This is a genomic window from Bradyrhizobium sp. LTSP857, assembly GCF_000938285.1.
Taxonomy (GTDB): domain Bacteria; phylum Pseudomonadota; class Alphaproteobacteria; order Rhizobiales; family Xanthobacteraceae; genus Bradyrhizobium.
Window position 1 is genome coordinate 439,489 of record NZ_JYMS01000046.1, and the last position, 18,124, is coordinate 457,612.

Consider the following 18,124-nt stretch of genomic DNA (forward strand, 5'->3'; position numbering starts at 1 on the left):
GCGCTGGCTTATGCCAGCGCCTTCAGTGCCGCCTTGCCGCCGTAGAGCGCCTGCTTGCCGAGCTGCTGCTCGATGCGCAGGAGCTGGTTGTATTTGGCGGTGCGATCGGAACGTGCAAGGGAGCCGGTCTTGATCTGTCCGCAATTGGTGGCGACCGCGAGGTCGGCGATGGTGGAATCCTCGGTCTCGCCGGAGCGGTGCGACATGACCGAAGTGTAGCCGGCCTTGTGGGCCATCTCGACGGCGGCGAGCGTCTCGGTCAGCGTGCCGATCTGGTTGACCTTGATCAGGATCGAATTGGCGCGACCGGCCTTGATGCCGTCTGCCAGGCGCTTGACATTGGTGACGAAGAGATCGTCGCCGACCAGCTGGCACTTGTTACCGATGAGGTCGGTGAGCTCCTTCCAGCCGTCCATGTCGTCTTCGGACATGCCGTCCTCGATGGTAACGATCGGATAGCGGCCGACGAGGTCGGCAAGATATTTGGCCTGCTCGGAGATCGAACGGGTCTTGCCCTCGCCTTCATAGACGTACTTGCCGTCCTTGAAGAACTCGGTCGAGGCACAGTCGAGCCCGATCACGATGTCGGAGCCAGCCTTGTAGCCGGCTTTGCCGATCGCGTTCATGACGAACTCGAGCGCGGCATCCGCCGACGGCAGGTTCGGCGCAAAGCCGCCTTCGTCGCCGACATTGGTGTTATGACCGGCCTTCTTCAGCTCGGACTTCAGCGTGTGGAAGACTTCCGCGCCGCAGCGCAGGGCCTCGGCAAAGCTCGAAGCGCCGACCGGCAGGATCATGAACTCCTGGAAGTCGATCGGGTTATCAGCGTGCATGCCGCCATTGATGATGTTCATCATCGGCACCGGCAAGAGCCGCGCCGAGGTGCCGCCGACGTAGCGATAGAGCGGCATGTCGAGCGAGTTCGCGGCCGCCTTGGCGACGGCGAGCGAGACGCCGAGGATGGCATTGGCGCCGAGCCGGCTCTTGTTCGCGGTACCATCGAGATCGATCATGATCTGGTCGATCTGGACCTGCTGCTCGGCATCGATGCCGCTCAGGGCCTCGAAGATCTCGCCATTGACGGCGCCGACCGCCTTGGTGACGCCCTTGCCGAGATAGCGGGCCTTGTCACCGTCGCGCAGTTCCACGGCCTCATGGGCGCCCGTGGAGGCGCCGGACGGCACCGCCGCGCGGCCAAGCGCGCCGTCTTCCAGCACGACGTCGACCTCGACGGTGGGATTGCCGCGGCTATCCAGGATTTCGCGTCCGATGATGTCGACGATGGCGGTCATGAGGGCCTCTTTTCGGGGAACGGAGGGGGCAGTTGGCGGTGCTTCTACCGCAATGCATCGGAGCGGAAAAGGCCGGGTGACGGCCGCGCGATGATTGGCTAAGAGGGCCACCACGGAGGCGGCCTGATGTCGAAAAAGCCCAGCAAATCGAAGACCTCACCTGCAAACTCACCTTCTTTGCAGCTAGGACGTGCCGTGGAATGGCCGGATGCGCCCGAAAAGGCGAAGCTCGACCGCGTGCCGAATCCGCAAGGAGGGACGGATTACCTGGTCCGTTTCACCGTGCCGGAATTCACCTCGCTCTGCCCGGTCACCGGCCAGCCGGATTTCGCCCATCTGATGATCGACTACGCGCCCGGCCAATGGCTGCTGGAGTCGAAATCGCTCAAGCTTTACATCGCGAGCTTCCGCAACCACGGCGCCTTCCACGAAGACTGCACCGTGATGATCGGCAAGCGCATCGCGTCCGAGATCAAGCCAAAATGGCTTCGCATCGGCGGCTATTGGTATCCGCGCGGCGGCATCCCGATCGACGTGTTCTGGCAGACCGGCCGCGTGCCGAAGGGCCTGTGGGTGCCGGAGCAAGGCGTCGCGCCCTATCGCGGGCGGGGTTAACCAGGCCAGAGCGATTATCTCAGAGGCCGCCGCTTGGTCGCCCGCTTTGGCGCTGTCGGCCCTTTCTTCCGCGCGACGCGACGTGCCGCCGCCAGCGCCGAGCGCGCCCAGGTAACGAGTTCATCGGGTTCATCGAAAAGCCGCTCGGGCGCTCGCCAGAACGAGAGATCGATCGAGCCGCCCCGCTTCTCATAATTGAGCGGCGGAAACGACTCCGCTTCCTTGAAAGCCACCCGGTTGTCGTCATCAACCCGGAAGTAGAGCGTGTTGTCACGGACCATCCCGAGCATGAATCCATCACAGAACACGCCGGTCTTGCCGAACATGCGCCGCACATTGATGTGTCCGAGCGGAGCGAGCTGCTCGCGCAGGAACTCGACGAAGCTGTCGCTGGCAACCATCTCCAGTCCTCGGCGGGGCGGCTCGAACTCGAGGCCTCGTTTCGCCTGACGATATGGGCCCCACGTTGGATTTGTGACAGGATTCCGCGTCGTCTCAAGCAGGAATCGCCGCACCCCGATGCCGCGCGGGTCTTCCTGACTTGTGCTTCTGCCCGGCAGCCTTACGCCACCGCACGCACCTTGGTGATGAAGCTGTCCACCTCGCCCGTGAGCGAGGACGACTGGCTCGACAAATTGGCGGCGGCCTTCAGCACGCCCGACGCGGCGCGGCCGGTCTCGTTCGCCGCTGACGAGACGCTGGCGATATTGCGCGTCACGGTCGAGGTCGCTTCTGCGGTGTGCTGGACGGTGTTGGCAATCTCGGCGGTCGCCTTGTTCTGCTCCTCGATGGCGGCAGCGATGGTGCGATTGATGCTCGAGACTTCCTCGATGGTCTTGACGATGCCGTCGATGGCGGAGACCGCCTTCTGCGTCGCGCCCTGGATCTCCGTGATCTGGGCGCTGATCTCTTCGGTGGCTTTCGCCGTCTGCGACGCGAGGTTCTTCACCTCGCTTGCCACGACCGCAAAGCCGCGCCCGGATTCGCCGGCGCGCGCGGCCTCGATCGTCGCGTTCAGTGCCAAGAGATTGGTCTGGCCCGCGATCGAGGTGATGAGACCAATGACCTCGCCGATGCGGTCGGCGCCGTCGGCGAGTGCGCGCATGGTGCTGTCGGTCTCCTTGACGGTGACGACCGCCTGCTCGGTGGCGCGGCTTGCCTGCTCGACCTGGCGATTGATCTCGCGGATGGAGGCATTGAGCTCCTCGGCCGCGGCCGCGACCGTCTGCACGCCGCCGCCGACCTGGTCGGCCAGCGTCGAGGCCGAGCCGGCCTGGGTCTGGGCTTCCGCCGCCGTGCCCGACATCGAGCGTGCCGTCGTCTCAAGCTCGCTGGAGGCGCTCGACAGCGTCTGTACCATCTGGCCGATCCGGCTTTCGAACTGCCGCACCAGGCCCGAGAGCTCGGACGCGCGCTTCTCCTTGTCGGCGCGTTCGACGGCCTGATCACCCGACAGACGCTCGGCGTTGATCATGGCATCCTTGAACACCTGCAAGGCCGCGGCCATGCGGCCGATCTCGTCATTGCGGTCGAGGCCCGGCACCTCACTGGCGAAATCATGCGCTGCGAAGCGGGTCATGATGCCGGTGATCGCGGTCAGCGGCCGGGTGACGCGGTTGCGCATCAGCATCAGCCCGCCAATCGTCAGCGCGAGAGAGGCCGGCAGCAGGAGCCCGAACAGGATCAGGCCGATGCGCGCTTGCGCTGTGTCCTCTTCCGCACGCGAGATCATGTTGGCGAGCGCAGACTGGGTGGCAATGACGAGCTTCTCGGCGCCGGCAAGCTGGCGGTTGCGGAAATCGAGACCGGTGATGCCGGCGGGCTCGCCCTTCAACAAGCGGGCTGCAACGGTGTTACGCTCATCATAGAGTTCGCCGGACATGTTTGGCTCGGCATCGCGGATCGCCTGCAACAGCGCAGGCGACGCGGCATTCACGCTCAGATTCCGCACGATGCTCCAGGCCGCCTGCGAGCGCCCGCGCAGATCGGCGAAATCGGTGCCGTCGGAGGCGGCCCAAGACTTGTTCGCCAGGATCGTGCTGAACTGCGACAGGATGGTCTGGCCGACCGTCGCGCGGGTCAGCCAGGCCGACTGCTTGACCAGCAGCAGGCGGTCGACGACCGGATCGATCAGGGTCATGCTGTTGTCCAGATGCGCGGTCACCTCGCCGATCGCATCCATGTAGGCGTCGGAGGCCTTGGCCCAGGCCGGGGTCAGGGTCGCATCACGCGCCGCCTTCTCCTGGCGCAGGGCAGCCGTGGAGCGCGCCCGCAGGCCGTCCACGTCCTGCCAGGTGCCTCGCAGCTTCTGCACGCGCTCGGCGAGGCCGGCCAGATCGAGCTGCTCGAGGGTCTGGAGCGCCTGCCCATAGTTCTTGACGGCTGCTGCGCGCATGTCGGCGATGGCGCTGAGCGTGTTCTCAGGGGTCGGCACGGGCGCCGACAGATTGCTCAGCGTATCTCCGCGCTCGAGCCGGAACACCACCAGCGCATTGGTCATGTCACGGCTCGCGATCGCAAGCGACACGATGCGGTTGCTGTCGGCATAGCGGCTGACCGCCTGCTTCAGGCTGTAAGCGCAGATGAGGACGAGGACGATACCGAGAGAACCGACCACTGCCCCGAGAATGCGGGCGACCGAGCGTTGCTTTTGCATCTGGCGATCCGATGGAGTGATGCCGCAACCGACGGCTTGGCGGCACTCTAGGGATCGAAGGGTGAGATTTGATTTAAGATTGAAGGGATGCCGCTACCGTTATTTCCCGGAAAAATACGGACATCGGTAATTCGATACTTCCGTCAGGCCCGCGCGTCGGACGGCGCCCGCTGTTTGAGCAGCCGGGCACAGACGAAGCCCAGCGCCATCATGATCGCGGCGCTGGCGAGCAACGTCAACACCTTGCCGCCGTGCTGAAGGCCAAGGCCATAGGCAAGCGGTCCGACGGTCTGTCCCATGAAGAAGAAGAACGAATGCAGCGACATCGCCGTCGCCCGCGCTCCGATCGACAGCTCGCTGGCGAACACCTGCAAACAGCCATGGATCATGTAGAAGCCCCAGCCCATTGCCAGCATGCTGACGAACTGAAGCTTCCAGCCGGGACCGAAGGCGAGCGCACCGAGCTGGAGCGCCACAAGGCTCGCGCCCGCGATCATCATGCCCTTGACGCCGAGCAGCGGCAGGAAGCGCGATACCGTGAAGGTGTAGAACAGCCCGCCAATTGCAAAACCCGCGATCACGATGCCCGCGATCGACAGCGACTTCTCACCGAGATCAAACAGAAGCGCGGCGATGAAGGGAAACAGGCCGAACACGCAGCAGCCCTCGACGAACACGGCCGAGTAGCAGTAGCGCGTGTTGGGATTGGCAAAGATGGTGCGGTAGCCCTGCCGCAAGGTCTTGAAGTCGGTCTTCGGCGGAGCGGCAAGTGCGGCACCGCGAAAGCCCGCCGCCACCGCCGCGGCCGCGATCAGGCCGAGCGCACCGAGAACCACCAGCACACCTCGCCAGCCGATGAGATCGCCGATGATGCCGGAGGCCGACGCGCCAAGGAGATTGCCGGTCATTGAACCCGCCATCGTGCGCCCGATCGCGACCTGCCGCTTGGCCGGCGCGACGAGGTCGGCGGTCAGGCCGAGGGCGACCGGAAACACGCCGCCCGATGCGATCCCGGCCAGGATGCGGCTCGCGAACAGGCCGGAGAAGGACGTGGCGAGCGCGCCCAGGATGCAGGCCACGCCGAGCAGCGCCAGACACAGCGTCATCAATCGCGCCTTGCCGAACAGATCGGCGGCGGCGCCGACAGCCGGCTGAACCAGCGCGTAGATCAAGGCGAAGCCGGCCGCGACGCTCGCCGCTGTCGTGATGCTGACCGCAAAATCCTCCGCGACATGCGGCAGGACGGGATCAAGCGCTCGCGTCGACAACGCCGCCGAGAATCCGGCGAGCGCGATGATGTTGATCGCGGGTGGAAACTTCTGGTCGGACGACGGCCCGGTCACAGGCTGGTGCATCAGCGCGGAGTGCTCTTGGCCAGCGCGTCGAACGCCATCAGCTTGCGGATGAGCCCCTCGAACTCGCGCAGCGGCACCATGTTGGGCCCGTCCGAAGGCGCATGATCGGGATCGGGATGGGTCTCGATGAAGACACCGGCGACGCCGACCGCCACGGCCGCGCGCGCCAGCACCGGTACGAATTCGCGCTCGCCGCCTGAGGATGCCCCCTTCCCGCCCGGCTGCTGCACCGAATGAGTGGCGTCAAAGATCACGGGCGCACCGGTGGTGCGCGCCAGGATTGGCAGCGCGCGCATGTCCGAGACGAGCGTGTTGTAGCCGAAGGACGCGCCGCGTTCGGTGACGAGCACATTGGGATTGTTCGCGCCGGTGATTTTGGCGACGACATTCGCCATGTCCCAGGGCGCAAGAAACTGCCCCTTCTTGACGTTGACGACCTTGCCGGTTGCGGCCGCCGCGAGCAGCAGATCGGTCTGGCGGCACAGGAAGGCCGGGATCTGCAACACGTCCACCGCCTGCGCCACCTCGGCGCATTGCGCGGCGTCGTGCACGTCGGTCAGCACGGGTAGTCCAAGCGATGAACGGATCTCGGCGAAGATCGGCAGTGACGGCGCAAGCCCGAGGCCGCGCGCCGCCGAAGCGCTGGTGCGGTTGGCCTTGTCGAACGAGGTCTTGTAGACGAGGCCGACGTTCAGCCGCGCCGCGATCTCCTTCAGCGCTGAGGCCACCTCCAGCGCATGCTGGCGGCTTTCGAGCTGGCATGGCCCCGCAATGATCGAGATCGGCAGATCATTGCCGAATTTGACCGTGCCAATGGTAACGACCGGGGCCGCTGAATTCGAAGAGCTCAAGGCCAATATCCCTCGTTTCGCCGCGACCATAGCGGCGATGAGGGGGCGATCAACCCCATTCGTCCGGGGCAATCAGAATATCAGGGTTGCGCGAGGGGGCCCCGCCACAACCCATGCCGGACAGCCGCTACTTGACCGACGAGAAGGCGGTCGGTGTCAGGAACTGACTGACGATGTTGCCGACGATCTGGCCGTCCGCTTCGCTCTCGGCGCGCGCTTTCATCCAGTCCGGGTCGGTCATGAACTTGCCCCACTTCGCTTCGCGATCGGCAAGCGACTCCCAGGCCAGGAAATAGGTCAGCTCCTGGTTGGATTCACCGATCAGCGTGGTGAAGAAGCCGGCCTGCTTGATGCCGTGCTTCTCCCACAGCTTCAGCGTCACCGTCTCGAACCGCTTCAACAGCGCCGGCAAGCGGCCGGGCACACAGCGATAGACGCGCATTTCGTAGATCATTGGAATTCACTCCCAGTATTGTTGTTCTTGCGGCAGCGAGTTGTCGCAACAAATTGCGCGATCGTCAAAGGCCGAGAAAGAGCTACACCAGCCGCGACTGCACCATCGCCGCCTGAATGAAGGATGCAAACAGCGGGTGCGGCTCGAAGGGGCGCGACTTCAGCTCGGGGTGGAACTGGACGCCGATGAACCAGGGATGATCCTCGTACTCGACGATCTCCGGCAGCACGCCGTCGGGCGAGAGGCCGGAGAATTTCAGGCCGTGCTGCTCGAGGCGGTCCTTGTAGGCGGTGTTGACCTCGTAGCGGTGGCGGTGGCGCTCGGAAATCTCGGTCGCGCCGCCATAGACCTGCGAGACGCGGCTGCCGCGATTGAGCGCCGCTGGATAGGCGCCAAGCCGCATCGTGCCGCCGAGATCGCCGGCGTTGGTGCGCTTCTCGAGCTCGTTGCCGCGCAGCCATTCCGTCATCAGGCCAACCAAGGGCTCCTTGGTCGGGCCGAACTCGGTGGAGTTGGCCTCCTCGATGCCGACGAGATTTCGTGCAGCTTCGATCACCGCCATCTGCATGCCGAAGCAGATGCCGAAATACGGCACGTCGCGCTCACGCGCGAACTGCGCCGCGCGGATCTTGCCTTCCGCGCCGCGCTGGCCGAAGCCGCCCGGCACCAGGATGCCGTTGACGTGCTCGAGGAACGGCGCCGGATCTTCCTTCTCGAAAATCTCGCTTTCGATCCAGTCGAGATTGACCTTCACCTTGTTGGCGATGCCGCCATGCGAGAGCGCCTCGATCAGCGACTTATACGCATCCTTCATGCCGGTATATTTGCCGACGATGGCGATGGTGACGTTGCCCTCGGGATTGCGGACGCGTTCGTTGATCTTCTGCCAGCTCTGGAGCTGCGGTGGAATCCGCGAGCCGATGCCGAAGGCGGCGAGCACTTCGTCGTCGAGGCCGGCGTTGTGGTAGGCCTCGGGGACAGCGTAGATGTTGTCGACGTCGCGCGCCTCGATCACGGCGCTTTCGCGCACGTTGCAGAACAGGCCGAGCTTGCGCCGCTCCTCCTTCGGGATCTCGCGATCGGTGCGGCAAAGCAGGATGTCCGGCTGGATGCCGATCGAACGCAGCTCCTTCACCGAGTGCTGCGTCGGCTTTGTCTTCAGCTCGCCGGCGCTCGGGATGTACGGGAGCAGCGTCAAATGGATGTAGACGGCGTGGTCGCGCGGCAGCTCGTTCTTGAGCTGGCGGATCGCCTCGAAGAACGGCAGGCCCTCGATGTCACCGACCGTGCCGCCGATCTCGACCAGCACGAAGTCGTAGTCGTCGTTACCGGAGAGAACGAATTCCTTGATGGCGTTGGTGACGTGCGGAACCACCTGGATGGTCGCGCCGAGATAATCGCCACGACGCTCCTTGGTGATGATGTCCTGATAGATGCGGCCCGTGGTGATGTTGTCCTGCTTTGTCGCAGGCCGCCCGGTGAAGCGCTCGTAGTGACCGAGATCGAGATCGGTCTCCGCGCCGTCATCCGTCACGAACACTTCGCCGTGCTGATACGGCGACATCGTTCCGGGATCGAGGTTGAGATAGGGGTCGAGCTTGCGGAGGCGGACCTTGTAGCCCCGGGCCTGCAACAGAGCACCGAGTGCCGCTGAAGCCAAACCCTTGCCGAGCGAAGAAACCACGCCGCCGGTGATGAATATGTACCGCGCCATGGGGCTTAACCTCTAATCCCTCGAATTCGATTCGCCAAAGCGATTCGTATTCCGCCCCAAAGAATCTGCGGGCCTGTGGGTGAGCCAAAACTAAGAGTGGTGACAGGGTCTTGATGGGGATTGTTGATGCAGGACGGTAGAAGCCGCCCTGCATGGCCCCCCTGCTTTATTGCGAGCGCGGCACCTGCGGGCCGCTCGGCGCTGCCGGGGCCTGCTGCTGCTCGTCCGCCTTCTTCAGCGAATCCAGGATGCCGCCCGAGGTCGGCGGTACGATTGGCCCGCCTCCGGCCGGCTGGGTCTGCGATGCCGGCGCCCCGATGATCGACGAGGGCGCACGGTTGTAGCCAGCGTACCAGGACAGGAACAGGCTGGTCACAAAGAAGCCCGCGGCCAGGATCGCGGTCGTGCGCGACAAGAGATTCGCGGTGCCGCGGCTCGACATGAAGCCCGCGCCTCCGCCCATGCCGAGGCCGCCGCCTTCCGATTTCTGAAGCAGGACGGCACCGATCATGACGGCAACAATCATGAGGTGGATGACGATGACAACAGTCTGCATATTATCCTTCCGTCACAAGCCGACAGCGCCGGTACCGGCAGCCGATCGCGCTTCGCGGGTTTTCCTGAAGTTGCGCGGTGTTACACGATCGGAAACGGCAATGCCACCCCCGATCGGTCCCGATCGCGCCCCGAGCTTAGCTAGGGACAGCCCTTGGCGATCGCAAGGAAATCGGCCGCTTTCAGGCTGGCGCCGCCGACCAGCGCACCATTGACGTTCTTGACCGCCATCAGCTCGGCCGCATTCGACGGCTTGACCGAGCCGCCATAGAGGATGCGCATCCTGGCACCGTCCGCCTTGAACCGGGAGGTCAGGAATTCCCGGATAAAGCCATGAATCTGCTCAACATCCTCAGCGGTGGGGGTGAGACCCGTGCCAATCGCCCAGACCGGCTCGTAGGCCACAACCAAATTGGCGGCCGTGGAGCCGTCCGGCAGCGAGCCATTGAGCTGGCCGCGCAGGATGTCGAGGGTCTGGCCGGCATCGCGCTGGCTCTGCGTCTCGCCGATGCAGACGATCGCAACCACCCCTGCCCGCCAGGCAGCCTCGGCCTTCTGCTTCACCAGGGCGTCGCTCTCGCCATGGTCGGCGCGGCGCTCGGAATGGCCGACAATGATGGCGCTCGCGCCCGCATCCGCCAGCATTTCGGCAGCGATATCGCCGGTATGAGCGCCTGAGGTCTTGGGATGGCAGTCTTGCGCCCCAACGGTCACCGCCTTGCCGCGCGCCTTCTCGGCGAAGGCCGCAATCAGGGTTGCCGGCGGGCAGACCAGCAGATCGGCCTTGCCGGCCACCTCTGCCGCACCGTTGAGCATGGCGTCGAATTCGGCAATCGAGGCCTTGAGGCCGTTCATTTTCCAGTTGCCGGCAATCAGCGGTCGGATGGCGTCGGTCATGTCAATTCCAGCAAAATGAGGTTTGTCCATGCGCTAGCAGAGGTGCCGCGGCAGTTCCAGAGACCAGGGGCTTTTAACCGCAGGACCAGGCACCGGCCTGACCTGAGGTTGCGGGGGGAAAGCCGCCACTTTATGATGCCATATCAATTTGGTGACGCGCTCTTGCGGAATCTGCATTAAGACGCGCTCCCGTTCCCCTCCTGCCAAACAAGTTGGACCAAATGCTTCGAGGAATGCGCAAGGCCTCATCAAACTGGGTCGGCAAGACCATTATGGCCGTGGTGATGGGTGTATTGATCATCAGCTTCGGCGTCTGGGGCATCGCCGACATCTTCAAGGGCTTCGGGCAGTCCACGGTGGCCAAGGTGGGCAACACCGAGATTTCGCTGAACGAGTTCCGCCAGATCTACACCGACCGCCTCCAGCAGATCAGCCGCCAGTTCGGCCGCCCGCTCACGCCTGACCAGGCGCGCGCCTTCGGCCTCGACCGCCAGGTGCTCCAGCAGACCATTGCGGAAGCAGCGCTTGACGAAGAGGCGCGCCGGCTCGGGCTCGGCCAGTCCGACGACCAGATCCGCCAGCTCATCATGAACGATCCGAACTTCAAGGGCGTCGGCGGCGCCTTTGATGCGAACCGCTTCCAGGCCATGATCCGCAATTTCGGCTACACCGAGCAGCGCTACGTGGCCGAGCAGCGCAAGGTGTCGCTGCGCCGGCAGATCACCGGCACGATCGGCGCCGGGCTCGAGCCGCCGAAGGCCATGCTCGAGGTGCTGACGCGTTTCCAGAACGAGCAGCGCGCGATCGAGTTCGTCAAGCTCGACGCAGCGCAGGCGGGCACCATCGACGCGCCCTCGCCCGAGGCGCTTGCCGCCTATTTCGAGGACCACAAGGTCCAGTTCCGCGCGCCTGAATTTCGCAAGATCGCCTTCGTCGTGATCTCGCCGGAAGAGATCGGCAAGTGGAGCCAGGTCTCCGACGACGATGCGAAAAAACTGTTCGACCAGCGCAAGAACCAGCTCGGCACGCCGGAGAAGCGCCAGATCCACCAGATCGTATTCCCGAACGCCGCCGAGGCGCAGGCCGCGCGCGAGCGCCTCGCCGGCGGGCTGTCGTTCGAGGATCTCGGCAAGGAGCGCGGACTGAGCACCTCCGACGTCGATCTTGGGCTGGTGACCAAGTCGTCGCTCGATCCGGCGATTGGCGACGCTGTCTTTGCACTCCCGGCCGGCGAAATCAGCCAGCCGATCGAGGGCCGTCTCGGCACCGCGATCGTCAAGGTCGACAAGATTGAGCCGGGTGTCGAGGCCAACTACGCCAGCCTCGCCGGCGACATCAAGCGCGAGATCGCGACCGAGCGTGCACGCATCAAGGTCGCGGAGCTGCGCGACAAGATGGAGGACGAGCGCGGCGCCGGCACCAGCGTCGTCGACGCGGCGCAGAAGCTCGGGCTCGCAGCCGTGACCGTCGACGCCGTCGATCGCTCCGGCCGCGCGCCGGACGGTCAGCCCGTCGCCAGCATTCCGCAGGGCCTCGACGTGGTGTCGCAGGCCTTCAACAGCGACGTCGGCGTCGACAACGATCCGATCTCGTTCCGCGGCGGCTATGTCTGGTACGACGTGCTCGCCACCACGCCGTCGCGCGACCGCAATCTCGACGAGGTCCGCGACCAGGTCGAGGCGCGCTGGCGCCAGGACCAGATCGCCGCCAAGCTCAAGACCAAGGCGAGCGAGATGGTGCAGAAGCTCGAACAGGGCGGCAAGCTCGCTGACGAGGCGGCCGCCGTCGGCGCCACGGTCCAGACCGCGACCGGCTTCAAGCGCGACGACTCCCCCGCCGGCGTGCCCACGAACCTGGTTGCGGCCGCCTTCCGCACTGCCAAGGATGGCGTCGGACAGACGCCCGTGGCCGGCGGCGGCGAAGTCATCGTCTTCCGCGTCACCGACATCATCGAGCCAGCGGTCGATGCCGCCTCCGATGCCATCAAGAAGCTGAAGGACAGCATCGACCGCGCGTTGACCGACGAGCAGGTTGCATCCTACGTCAACAAGCTTCAAACCGATATCGGGACCACCATTAATCAGGCCGCCTTCGCGCAGGTGACGGGCGCGAACCAGTAAGTTTGAAAGCACGCGATGGACGACCTGAAATCGATCATTGGAAAAGTGGCGACTGGCGCCAGCCTGTCGCGCGACGAAGCGGCCTCCGCCTTCGACGCCGTGATGTCGGGCGAGGCCACGCCCTCGCAGATGGGCGGCCTCTTGATGGCGCTGCGGGTGCGCGGCGAGACCGTCGACGAGATCACCGGCGCGGTCTCGGCGATGCGGTCGAAGATGCTGACCGTCACTGCACCAGCTGACGCCGTCGACATCGTCGGCACCGGCGGCGACGGCTCCGGCTCGGTCAACGTCTCGACCTGCGCCGCCTTCATCGTCTCGGGCACCGGCCTGCCGGTGGCCAAGCACGGCAACCGTGCGCTGTCGTCGCGCTCGGGCGCGGCCGACGTGCTGGCCTCGCTCGGCGTGAAGATCGATCTTAAGCCCGAACAGATCGGCCGCTGCGTGCGCGAATGCGGCATCGGCTTCATGTTCGCGCCCGCTCACCACCCGGCCATGAAGAACGTCGGTCCGACCCGGGTCGAGCTCGCCACCCGCACGATCTTCAACCTGGTCGGACCGCTGTCGAACCCGGCCGGCGTCAAGCGGCAGATGGTCGGCGTGTTCTCGCGGCAATGGGTGCAGCCGCTGGCGCAGGTGCTGAAAAACCTCGGCTCCGAATCCGCCTGGGTCGTGCACGGCTCCGATGGGCTGGACGAGATCACCCTCACCGGCCCGACCTTCGTCTCCGCGCTCCACAATGGCGAGATCCGGAATTTCGAGGTGACGCCGGAGGATGCCGGCCTGCCGCGTTGCGAGCCCGGCGCGCTCAAAGGCGGCGACGCCGACTCCAATGCGATTGCGCTCCAGAGCGTGCTCGACGGCAAGCCGAGCCCCTATCGCGACGTCGCGCTGATGAACGCAGCGGCCGCACTGATCGTGGCCGGACGTGCCAAGGACCTCAGGGAAGGGGTCGCGATCGGGACAAAGTCGCTCGACAGCGGCGCGGCGAGCGCGCGGCTGAAACATCTGATCGCGGTCTCAAACGGCTGAGCCTCCCCATGTCGGACATCCTGACCAAGATCGAAGCCTACAAGCGCGAGGAGATCGCGGCCGCGAAGCGTGCGCAGCCGCTGTCGGCGGTCGAGGCGAAGGCCAAGGCGCAAGCCGCGCCGCGCGGTTTTTTGCGCGCAATCCGGAGCAAGATCTCCAATGGCGATTACGCGCTGATCGCCGAGGTCAAGAAGGCCTCGCCCTCGAAGGGGCTCATCCGCGCGGATTTTGATCCGCCGCTGCTCGCCAAGGCCTATGAAGCGGGCGGCGCCGCCTGTCTGTCGGTGCTGACGGATGCGCCCTCGTTTCAGGGTCATCTCGACTTCATGGTGGCGGCGCGCGCGGCAACGTCGCTGCCGGCGCTGCGCAAGGACTTTCTGTTCGACACTTACCAGGTGGCGGAGGCGCGCGCGCATGGTGCCGACTGCATCCTCATCATCATGGCCGCGCTCGATGATGCGACGGCCAAGGATCTCGAAGACGCCGCCATCGCCTATGGCATGGACGTCCTGATCGAGATCCACGACCACGCCGAGCTCGATCGGGCGCTCAAGCTCCGCTCGCCGATGATCGGCGTCAACAACCGCAATTTGCGTACCTTCGAGACCACGCTTGCGACCAGCGAGACGCTGGCGCCGCTGATCCCTGGGGAACGGCTGATGGTCGGCGAGAGCGGCATTTTTACGCCCGCAGACCTCGCGCGGCTTGAGCGCGTCGGCATGTCGACCTTCCTGGTCGGCGAAAGCCTGATGCGTCAGGCTGACGTGACCGCTGCTACACGCACGCTGCTTGCGCGCGAGACCACGTCGCGTGCGACGGGCACGCGCTGACATGGCGCGCAAGCCGGCGAAGAAGGCGATCCCTGCCCTCACCCATATCGGCGCCTCGGGCGAGGCACGCATGGTCGATGTGTCGGACAAGCCCGCGACCGAGCGGCTCGCAGTCGCGGAAGGCCGCGTCGTCATGACCAGGGCAACGCTCGATCTGATCGTCTCGGGAAATGCCAAGAAGGGCGACGTACTCGGGACCGCGCGCATCGCCGGCATCATGGCGGCCAAGCGCACCTCGGAGCTGATTCCGCTCTGTCATCCGCTCGCGCTGTCGAAGGTGACGGTCGACATCACGCCCGACGCGAAACTGCCGGGCTGTGTGGTCCGCGCCAGCGTGAAGGTGACCGGCCCCACAGGCGTCGAGATGGAAGCGCTGACGGCAGTCTCGGTCGCCTGCCTCACCATCTACGACATGATCAAGGCGGTGGAGCGCGGTGTGCGCATCGAGGGCATCCACCTCATCGAAAAACTTGGCGGCAAGTCCGGCCACTACCGCGCCTGATCGCAGGCCGCTACTTCAGCGACGAGCTGATCGACCCGAATTTTGCGCTGAGCCTGCTGCCCATGCCGTTCACGACCGTGATGATGGCGAGCGCGATGCCGGCTGCGATCAGGCCGTATTCGATCGCGGTCGCGCCGGATTCGTCGGCGAGGAAGTTCGTCAAAGTGTTTTTCATGATCGTATCCTCTCTTCGTCTCTGCCAGCCTTGCTCGCAAATCGCGTGCCATTGCCGCATCAAGGATCGTCAACACGTTAGATGGTTAAGCCCCGGTTGATGTCGTCACGACCGGCAAGAATTGACCGGCATCACCAGACCTTGCGGCAAATCCTGCACGCCTGTCGTCATACGCATCGATTGCATTTGTGTATTACGGTTTATGTCGCATTAACCGCGCTTCCTAACGTCGCCTCCACATCGTTCCCGTAAACCGACGGATGTCATGGGGATCAAGAGCTGACCCTGACGTGTGCACGGCAACGATCGACATGATGACGAGATACGGCAGTCGCCTCTTTGACCAGGCCTTCGTGCGCAGCGGACCGATCCGCTGGCTGGTGGTGGGCGGCACGCTCCTGATCGCGGCGATCGCCGTCGGCGCGACGTTGATGGCCCAGAATTTCCGCGAGCGCGCGCTACGCAACAGCGGCCGCGAGCTCGAGAACACCGTGCTGCTGCTCGCCCATCATTTCGATCAGCAATTGCAGGATTTCGCCGTCATCCAGAAGGATTTCGTCGACCACGTCCACGCGAGCGGAATCACGACCGCGGAGGACTATCGCACGCGCCTCTCCGGCCAGGACATCCATCGCATGCTGCGCTCGAAGATCGAGGCGCTGCCTTACATGGGTGGTGTCAACATCATCGATGTAGACGGCAATGTGATCAATTCGTCGACGGCATGGCCGGCGCCGAAGATCAACGTTGCCGATCGCGCCTATTTCCGCAGCTTCCGCTACGACCCCTATGCGCCCGACGTTCTGATCGAGCCGGTACATAGCCGCATCTCCGGCGCCTGGACCATCCTGATCTTGCGCAAGATCGTCGCGCCGGACGGCGAGTTCATGGGCGTGATCGGACGCGGCATCGAGCCCGCCAATTTCGAGAAATTCTTCGAGACCGTGGTGCTCGGAGAAGGCGCCACCATCTCGATGCTGCATCGGGACGGCACGCTGCTCGCCCGCTATCCCCATTCGAGCGATCTGATGGGGCGGAATTTCAAGACCGGCCCGTTCGAGCAGCAGAGGGTGTTCGGACTCGATCACTTCGCCGGACGCTTCATCAGTCCGGTTGACGGCGACGACCGGCTGATTTCCGCGCGCGCCCTGCCCCACTTCCCGATCCTGATGATGGCGACCACGACACGCGCGGCGGCGCTGGCGGACTGGCGCGAGCAGATCGGTATCCTGATTTCGGTCGCCGGCGCGTCCGCGCTCGCGATTGCGGGCGTGCTGATCGCAATCGTGCGCAAGCTCCTGGAGCAGCACCGCCTCTCGCGCGAGCGGCTGACGCTGGAAAAGCAGCGCCTCGACCGCGCCGTCAACAACATGACCCAGGGCCTGCTGCTGTTCGACGCCTCGCAGAAACTCGTGATCTGCAACCAGCGCTACATCGAAATGTACGGACTGTCGGCCGAGATCGTGAAGCCCGGCTACAGCTTCCACGACATCATCGCGCACCGCAAAGCCACGGGCTCATTCACGGGCGACGTGGACCAGTATGTCGCGCGCGTGCTGCGCGACATCCACGCGCGCAACTCCATGGTCGTGGAGACCGGCGACGGCCGCTCGATCCAGATCGTCAACGAGCCTCTCGGTGACGGCGGCTGGGTGGCGACGCATGAGGACATCACCGAACGCCGTCGCATCGAAGAGCGCATCACCCACCTCGCCCATTACGACGCGCTGACCGACCTGCCCAACCGCGCCATGTTCCACGAACATTTGCGCGGAGAGCTGGCCGCCATCGCCGACGGCGAAGAACTCGCGGTGCACTACATCGACATCGACGAATTCAAGGGCGTCAACGACGCGCTCGGCCATCTCGTCGGCGACGAGCTCCTGAAATCGGTTGCCGCAAGCCTCAGTCGTTGCGCGGGCCCGATGGATTTCGTGGCGCGGCTCGGCGGCGACGAATTCGCGATCGTGCAGAGCACGGTGACGTCGCCGGACCAGGTCAACGACCTCGTCGCGCGGATCTTCGCGGCGATCCGTACGCCGTTCGACTGCATGGGCCATCATCTTACCACCGACGCCAGCATCGGCATCGCGCTGGCGCCGGGGCACGGCACCGCGCTGGACCAGATCCTGAAGAACGCGGACATGGCGATGTATGCCGCCAAAGCCGCAGGCCGCCGCACCTATCGCTTCTTCGAGCAGGAGATGGATGCCAAGGTTCGCGAGCGGCGGCAGCTCGAGATCGACCTGCGCCACGCCATCGCCCATGGCGGCCTCGAAGTCTATTACCAGCCCTGCCTCAGCCTGAAGGACGACCGCATCACCGGCTGCGAGGCGTTGGTGCGCTGGCGCCATCCCGAGCGCGGCATGGTGTCACCGGCCGAGTTCATCCCGATCGCCGAGGATACCGGCCTGATCAACGAGATCGGCGAATGGGTGCTGGCGACCGCCTGCCGCGACGCCGCCGCCTGGCCCGACGACATCCGCCTCGCCGTCAACGTCTCGCCGGTGCAGTTCAAGAGCGGCACGCTGGCGCTGAAGATCATGGCGGCGCTGGCCACCTCCAACCTGCCCGCGAGCCGGCTCGAGCTCGAGATCACCGAGGCCGTGCTGATCCGCGACGACGACGCTGCGCTTGCGATCCTGCATCAGCTCCGCGCCATCGGCGTGCGCATCGCGCTCGACGATTTCGGCACCGGCTACTCGTCGCTGAGCTACCTGCACCGCTTCCCGTTCGACAAGATCAAGATCGACCGCTGCTTCGTCAGCGACATCGCGGGTCCTGACGGCTCCGCCAGCATCGTGCAGGCCGTGGTCAGCCTCGCCAGCGCCCGCCGCATGGCCACCACGGCCGAGGGCGTCGAGACCGAGGAGCAGCAGCGCCTGCTGCGCGCGCTCGGCTGCTCCGAGATGCAGGGCTATCTGTTCAGCGCCGCAAAACCGGCCGACAAGGTGCTGGAGCTGTTCGCGCTACATCGCAGCCGGCTCGCACAGCGCGATGGCAACCAGAGCCGCCGCCGCGAAGCAGGCTAGCAAGGACCGCTAGTTCGTGGGTGGACAGACTTCGTAGGGTGGGCAAA

At 64.9% G+C, this 18,124-nt stretch carries 16 protein-coding genes; 6 read left to right on the top strand and 10 right to left on the bottom strand.

Annotated features, from left to right (window positions below; genetic code table 11):
- Window positions 1-8 precede the first annotated feature (8 nt).
- Window positions 9-1,292, bottom strand: a complete 1,284-nt coding sequence (gene eno / locus UP06_RS31495) for a phosphopyruvate hydratase (protein WP_045007558.1) — start codon at window positions 1,290-1,292, stop codon at window positions 9-11.
- Between the two features lie 126 nt (window positions 1,293-1,418).
- Between eno and queF the strand changes: the two genes are divergently transcribed.
- On the top strand, window positions 1,419-1,907 hold the full coding sequence (queF, locus tag UP06_RS31500; RefSeq protein ID WP_045007559.1) for a preQ(1) synthase: 489 nt from the start codon (window positions 1,419-1,421) through the stop codon (window positions 1,905-1,907).
- Between the two features lie 14 nt (window positions 1,908-1,921).
- Here the strand turns inward: queF and UP06_RS31505 are convergent, their stop codons facing one another.
- From UP06_RS31505 to tpiA, 8 genes are all read right to left on the bottom strand, one after another.
- Window positions 1,922-2,308 (bottom strand): TfoX/Sxy family protein, encoded by a 387-nt coding sequence (locus UP06_RS31505; RefSeq protein ID WP_045007560.1) that lies wholly within the window; start codon window positions 2,306-2,308, stop codon window positions 1,922-1,924.
- A gap of 161 nt (window positions 2,309-2,469) precedes the next feature.
- Window positions 2,470-4,563, bottom strand: a complete 2,094-nt coding sequence (locus tag UP06_RS31510) for a methyl-accepting chemotaxis protein (protein ID WP_045007561.1) — start codon at window positions 4,561-4,563, stop codon at window positions 2,470-2,472.
- A gap of 143 nt (window positions 4,564-4,706) precedes the next feature.
- Window positions 4,707-5,918 carry an MFS transporter gene (locus UP06_RS31515; protein WP_045007562.1) on the bottom strand — a complete coding sequence of 404 codons (1,212 nt, stop codon included), beginning with the start codon at window positions 5,916-5,918 and terminating at the stop codon, window positions 4,707-4,709.
- Window positions 5,918-6,769 carry a 3-deoxy-8-phosphooctulonate synthase gene (gene kdsA, locus UP06_RS31520; RefSeq protein WP_045007563.1) on the bottom strand — a complete coding sequence of 284 codons (852 nt, stop codon included), beginning with the start codon at window positions 6,767-6,769 and terminating at the stop codon, window positions 5,918-5,920. Before kdsA ends, UP06_RS31515 begins: the two co-directional genes overlap by 1 nt.
- Before the next feature lie 127 nt (window positions 6,770-6,896).
- Window positions 6,897-7,223: an NIPSNAP family protein gene (locus UP06_RS31525; protein WP_045007564.1), complete on the bottom strand. Its 327-nt coding sequence runs from the start codon at window positions 7,221-7,223 to the stop codon at window positions 6,897-6,899.
- Window positions 7,224-7,305: 82 nt separating this feature from the next.
- Complete coding sequence (gene pyrG / locus UP06_RS31530; RefSeq protein ID WP_045007565.1) at window positions 7,306-8,937, bottom strand: CTP synthase; 1,632 nt, start codon at window positions 8,935-8,937, stop codon at window positions 7,306-7,308.
- 166 nt (window positions 8,938-9,103) lie between these two features.
- Window positions 9,104-9,493 (bottom strand): preprotein translocase subunit SecG, encoded by a 390-nt coding sequence (gene secG, locus UP06_RS31535; RefSeq protein ID WP_045007566.1) that lies wholly within the window; start codon window positions 9,491-9,493, stop codon window positions 9,104-9,106.
- A gap of 140 nt (window positions 9,494-9,633) precedes the next feature.
- Window positions 9,634-10,389: a triose-phosphate isomerase gene (gene tpiA, locus UP06_RS31540; RefSeq protein WP_045007567.1), complete on the bottom strand. Its 756-nt coding sequence runs from the start codon at window positions 10,387-10,389 to the stop codon at window positions 9,634-9,636.
- A 221-nt stretch (window positions 10,390-10,610) separates the two neighbouring features.
- Between tpiA and UP06_RS31545 the strand changes: the two genes are divergently transcribed.
- From UP06_RS31545 to moaC, 4 genes are read left to right on the top strand one after another with little or no spacing between them, the layout of a single operon-like run.
- Window positions 10,611-12,509 (top strand): peptidylprolyl isomerase, encoded by a 1,899-nt coding sequence (locus UP06_RS31545; RefSeq protein WP_045007568.1) that lies wholly within the window; start codon window positions 10,611-10,613, stop codon window positions 12,507-12,509.
- 15 nt (window positions 12,510-12,524) lie between these two features.
- On the top strand, window positions 12,525-13,538 hold the full coding sequence (trpD, locus tag UP06_RS31550; RefSeq protein ID WP_045007569.1) for an anthranilate phosphoribosyltransferase: 1,014 nt from the start codon (window positions 12,525-12,527) through the stop codon (window positions 13,536-13,538).
- An 8-nt stretch (window positions 13,539-13,546) separates the two neighbouring features.
- Entirely contained in the window at window positions 13,547-14,368 is an 822-nt protein-coding gene (trpC, locus tag UP06_RS31555; protein WP_045007570.1) for an indole-3-glycerol phosphate synthase TrpC, read from the top strand.
- A 1-nt stretch (window position 14,369) separates the two neighbouring features.
- Window positions 14,370-14,870 carry a cyclic pyranopterin monophosphate synthase MoaC gene (moaC, locus tag UP06_RS31560; protein WP_045007571.1) on the top strand — a complete coding sequence of 167 codons (501 nt, stop codon included), beginning with the start codon at window positions 14,370-14,372 and terminating at the stop codon, window positions 14,868-14,870.
- A 10-nt stretch (window positions 14,871-14,880) separates the two neighbouring features.
- Here moaC and UP06_RS31565 read toward each other — a convergent pair whose 3' ends face one another.
- Entirely contained in the window at window positions 14,881-15,045 is a 165-nt protein-coding gene (locus tag UP06_RS31565) for a Flp family type IVb pilin (RefSeq protein WP_045007572.1), read from the bottom strand.
- 311 nt (window positions 15,046-15,356) lie between these two features.
- Here UP06_RS31565 and UP06_RS31570 point away from each other — a divergent pair, with 311 nt between their 5' ends.
- Entirely contained in the window at window positions 15,357-18,077 is a 2,721-nt protein-coding gene (locus UP06_RS31570; RefSeq protein WP_045007651.1) for a bifunctional diguanylate cyclase/phosphodiesterase, read from the top strand.
- Window positions 18,078-18,124 lie beyond the last annotated feature (47 nt).

Excerpts from the sequence above, each read along its gene's own strand:
- trpC (WP_045007570.1), top strand. The coding sequence starts at position 13,547 with ATGTCGGACATCCTGACCAAGATCGAAGCCTACAAGCGCGAGGAGATC.
- UP06_RS31545 (WP_045007568.1), top strand. The coding sequence starts at position 10,611 with ATGCTTCGAGGAATGCGCAAGGCCTCATCAAACTGGGTCGGCAAGACC.
- moaC (WP_045007571.1), top strand. The coding sequence starts at position 14,370 with ATGGCGCGCAAGCCGGCGAAGAAGGCGATCCCTGCCCTCACCCATATC.
- tpiA (WP_045007567.1), bottom strand. The coding sequence starts at position 10,389 with ATGACCGACGCCATCCGACCGCTGATTGCCGGCAACTGGAAAATGAAC.
- pyrG (WP_045007565.1), bottom strand. The coding sequence starts at position 8,937 with ATGGCGCGGTACATATTCATCACCGGCGGCGTGGTTTCTTCGCTCGGC.
- UP06_RS31570 (WP_045007651.1), top strand. The coding sequence starts at position 15,357 with ATGATGACGAGATACGGCAGTCGCCTCTTTGACCAGGCCTTCGTGCGC.
- UP06_RS31525 (WP_045007564.1), bottom strand. The coding sequence starts at position 7,223 with ATGATCTACGAAATGCGCGTCTATCGCTGTGTGCCCGGCCGCTTGCCG.
- UP06_RS31515 (WP_045007562.1), bottom strand. The coding sequence starts at position 5,918 with ATGCACCAGCCTGTGACCGGGCCGTCGTCCGACCAGAAGTTTCCACCC.
- trpD (WP_045007569.1), top strand. The coding sequence starts at position 12,525 with ATGGACGACCTGAAATCGATCATTGGAAAAGTGGCGACTGGCGCCAGC.
- UP06_RS31565 (WP_045007572.1), bottom strand. The coding sequence starts at position 15,045 with ATGAAAAACACTTTGACGAACTTCCTCGCCGACGAATCCGGCGCGACC.
- eno (WP_045007558.1), bottom strand. The coding sequence starts at position 1,292 with ATGACCGCCATCGTCGACATCATCGGACGCGAAATCCTGGATAGCCGC.
- UP06_RS31505 (WP_045007560.1), bottom strand. The coding sequence starts at position 2,308 with ATGGTTGCCAGCGACAGCTTCGTCGAGTTCCTGCGCGAGCAGCTCGCT.
- queF (WP_045007559.1), top strand. The coding sequence starts at position 1,419 with ATGTCGAAAAAGCCCAGCAAATCGAAGACCTCACCTGCAAACTCACCT.
- secG (WP_045007566.1), bottom strand. The coding sequence starts at position 9,493 with ATGCAGACTGTTGTCATCGTCATCCACCTCATGATTGTTGCCGTCATG.
- UP06_RS31510 (WP_045007561.1), bottom strand. The coding sequence starts at position 4,563 with ATGCAAAAGCAACGCTCGGTCGCCCGCATTCTCGGGGCAGTGGTCGGT.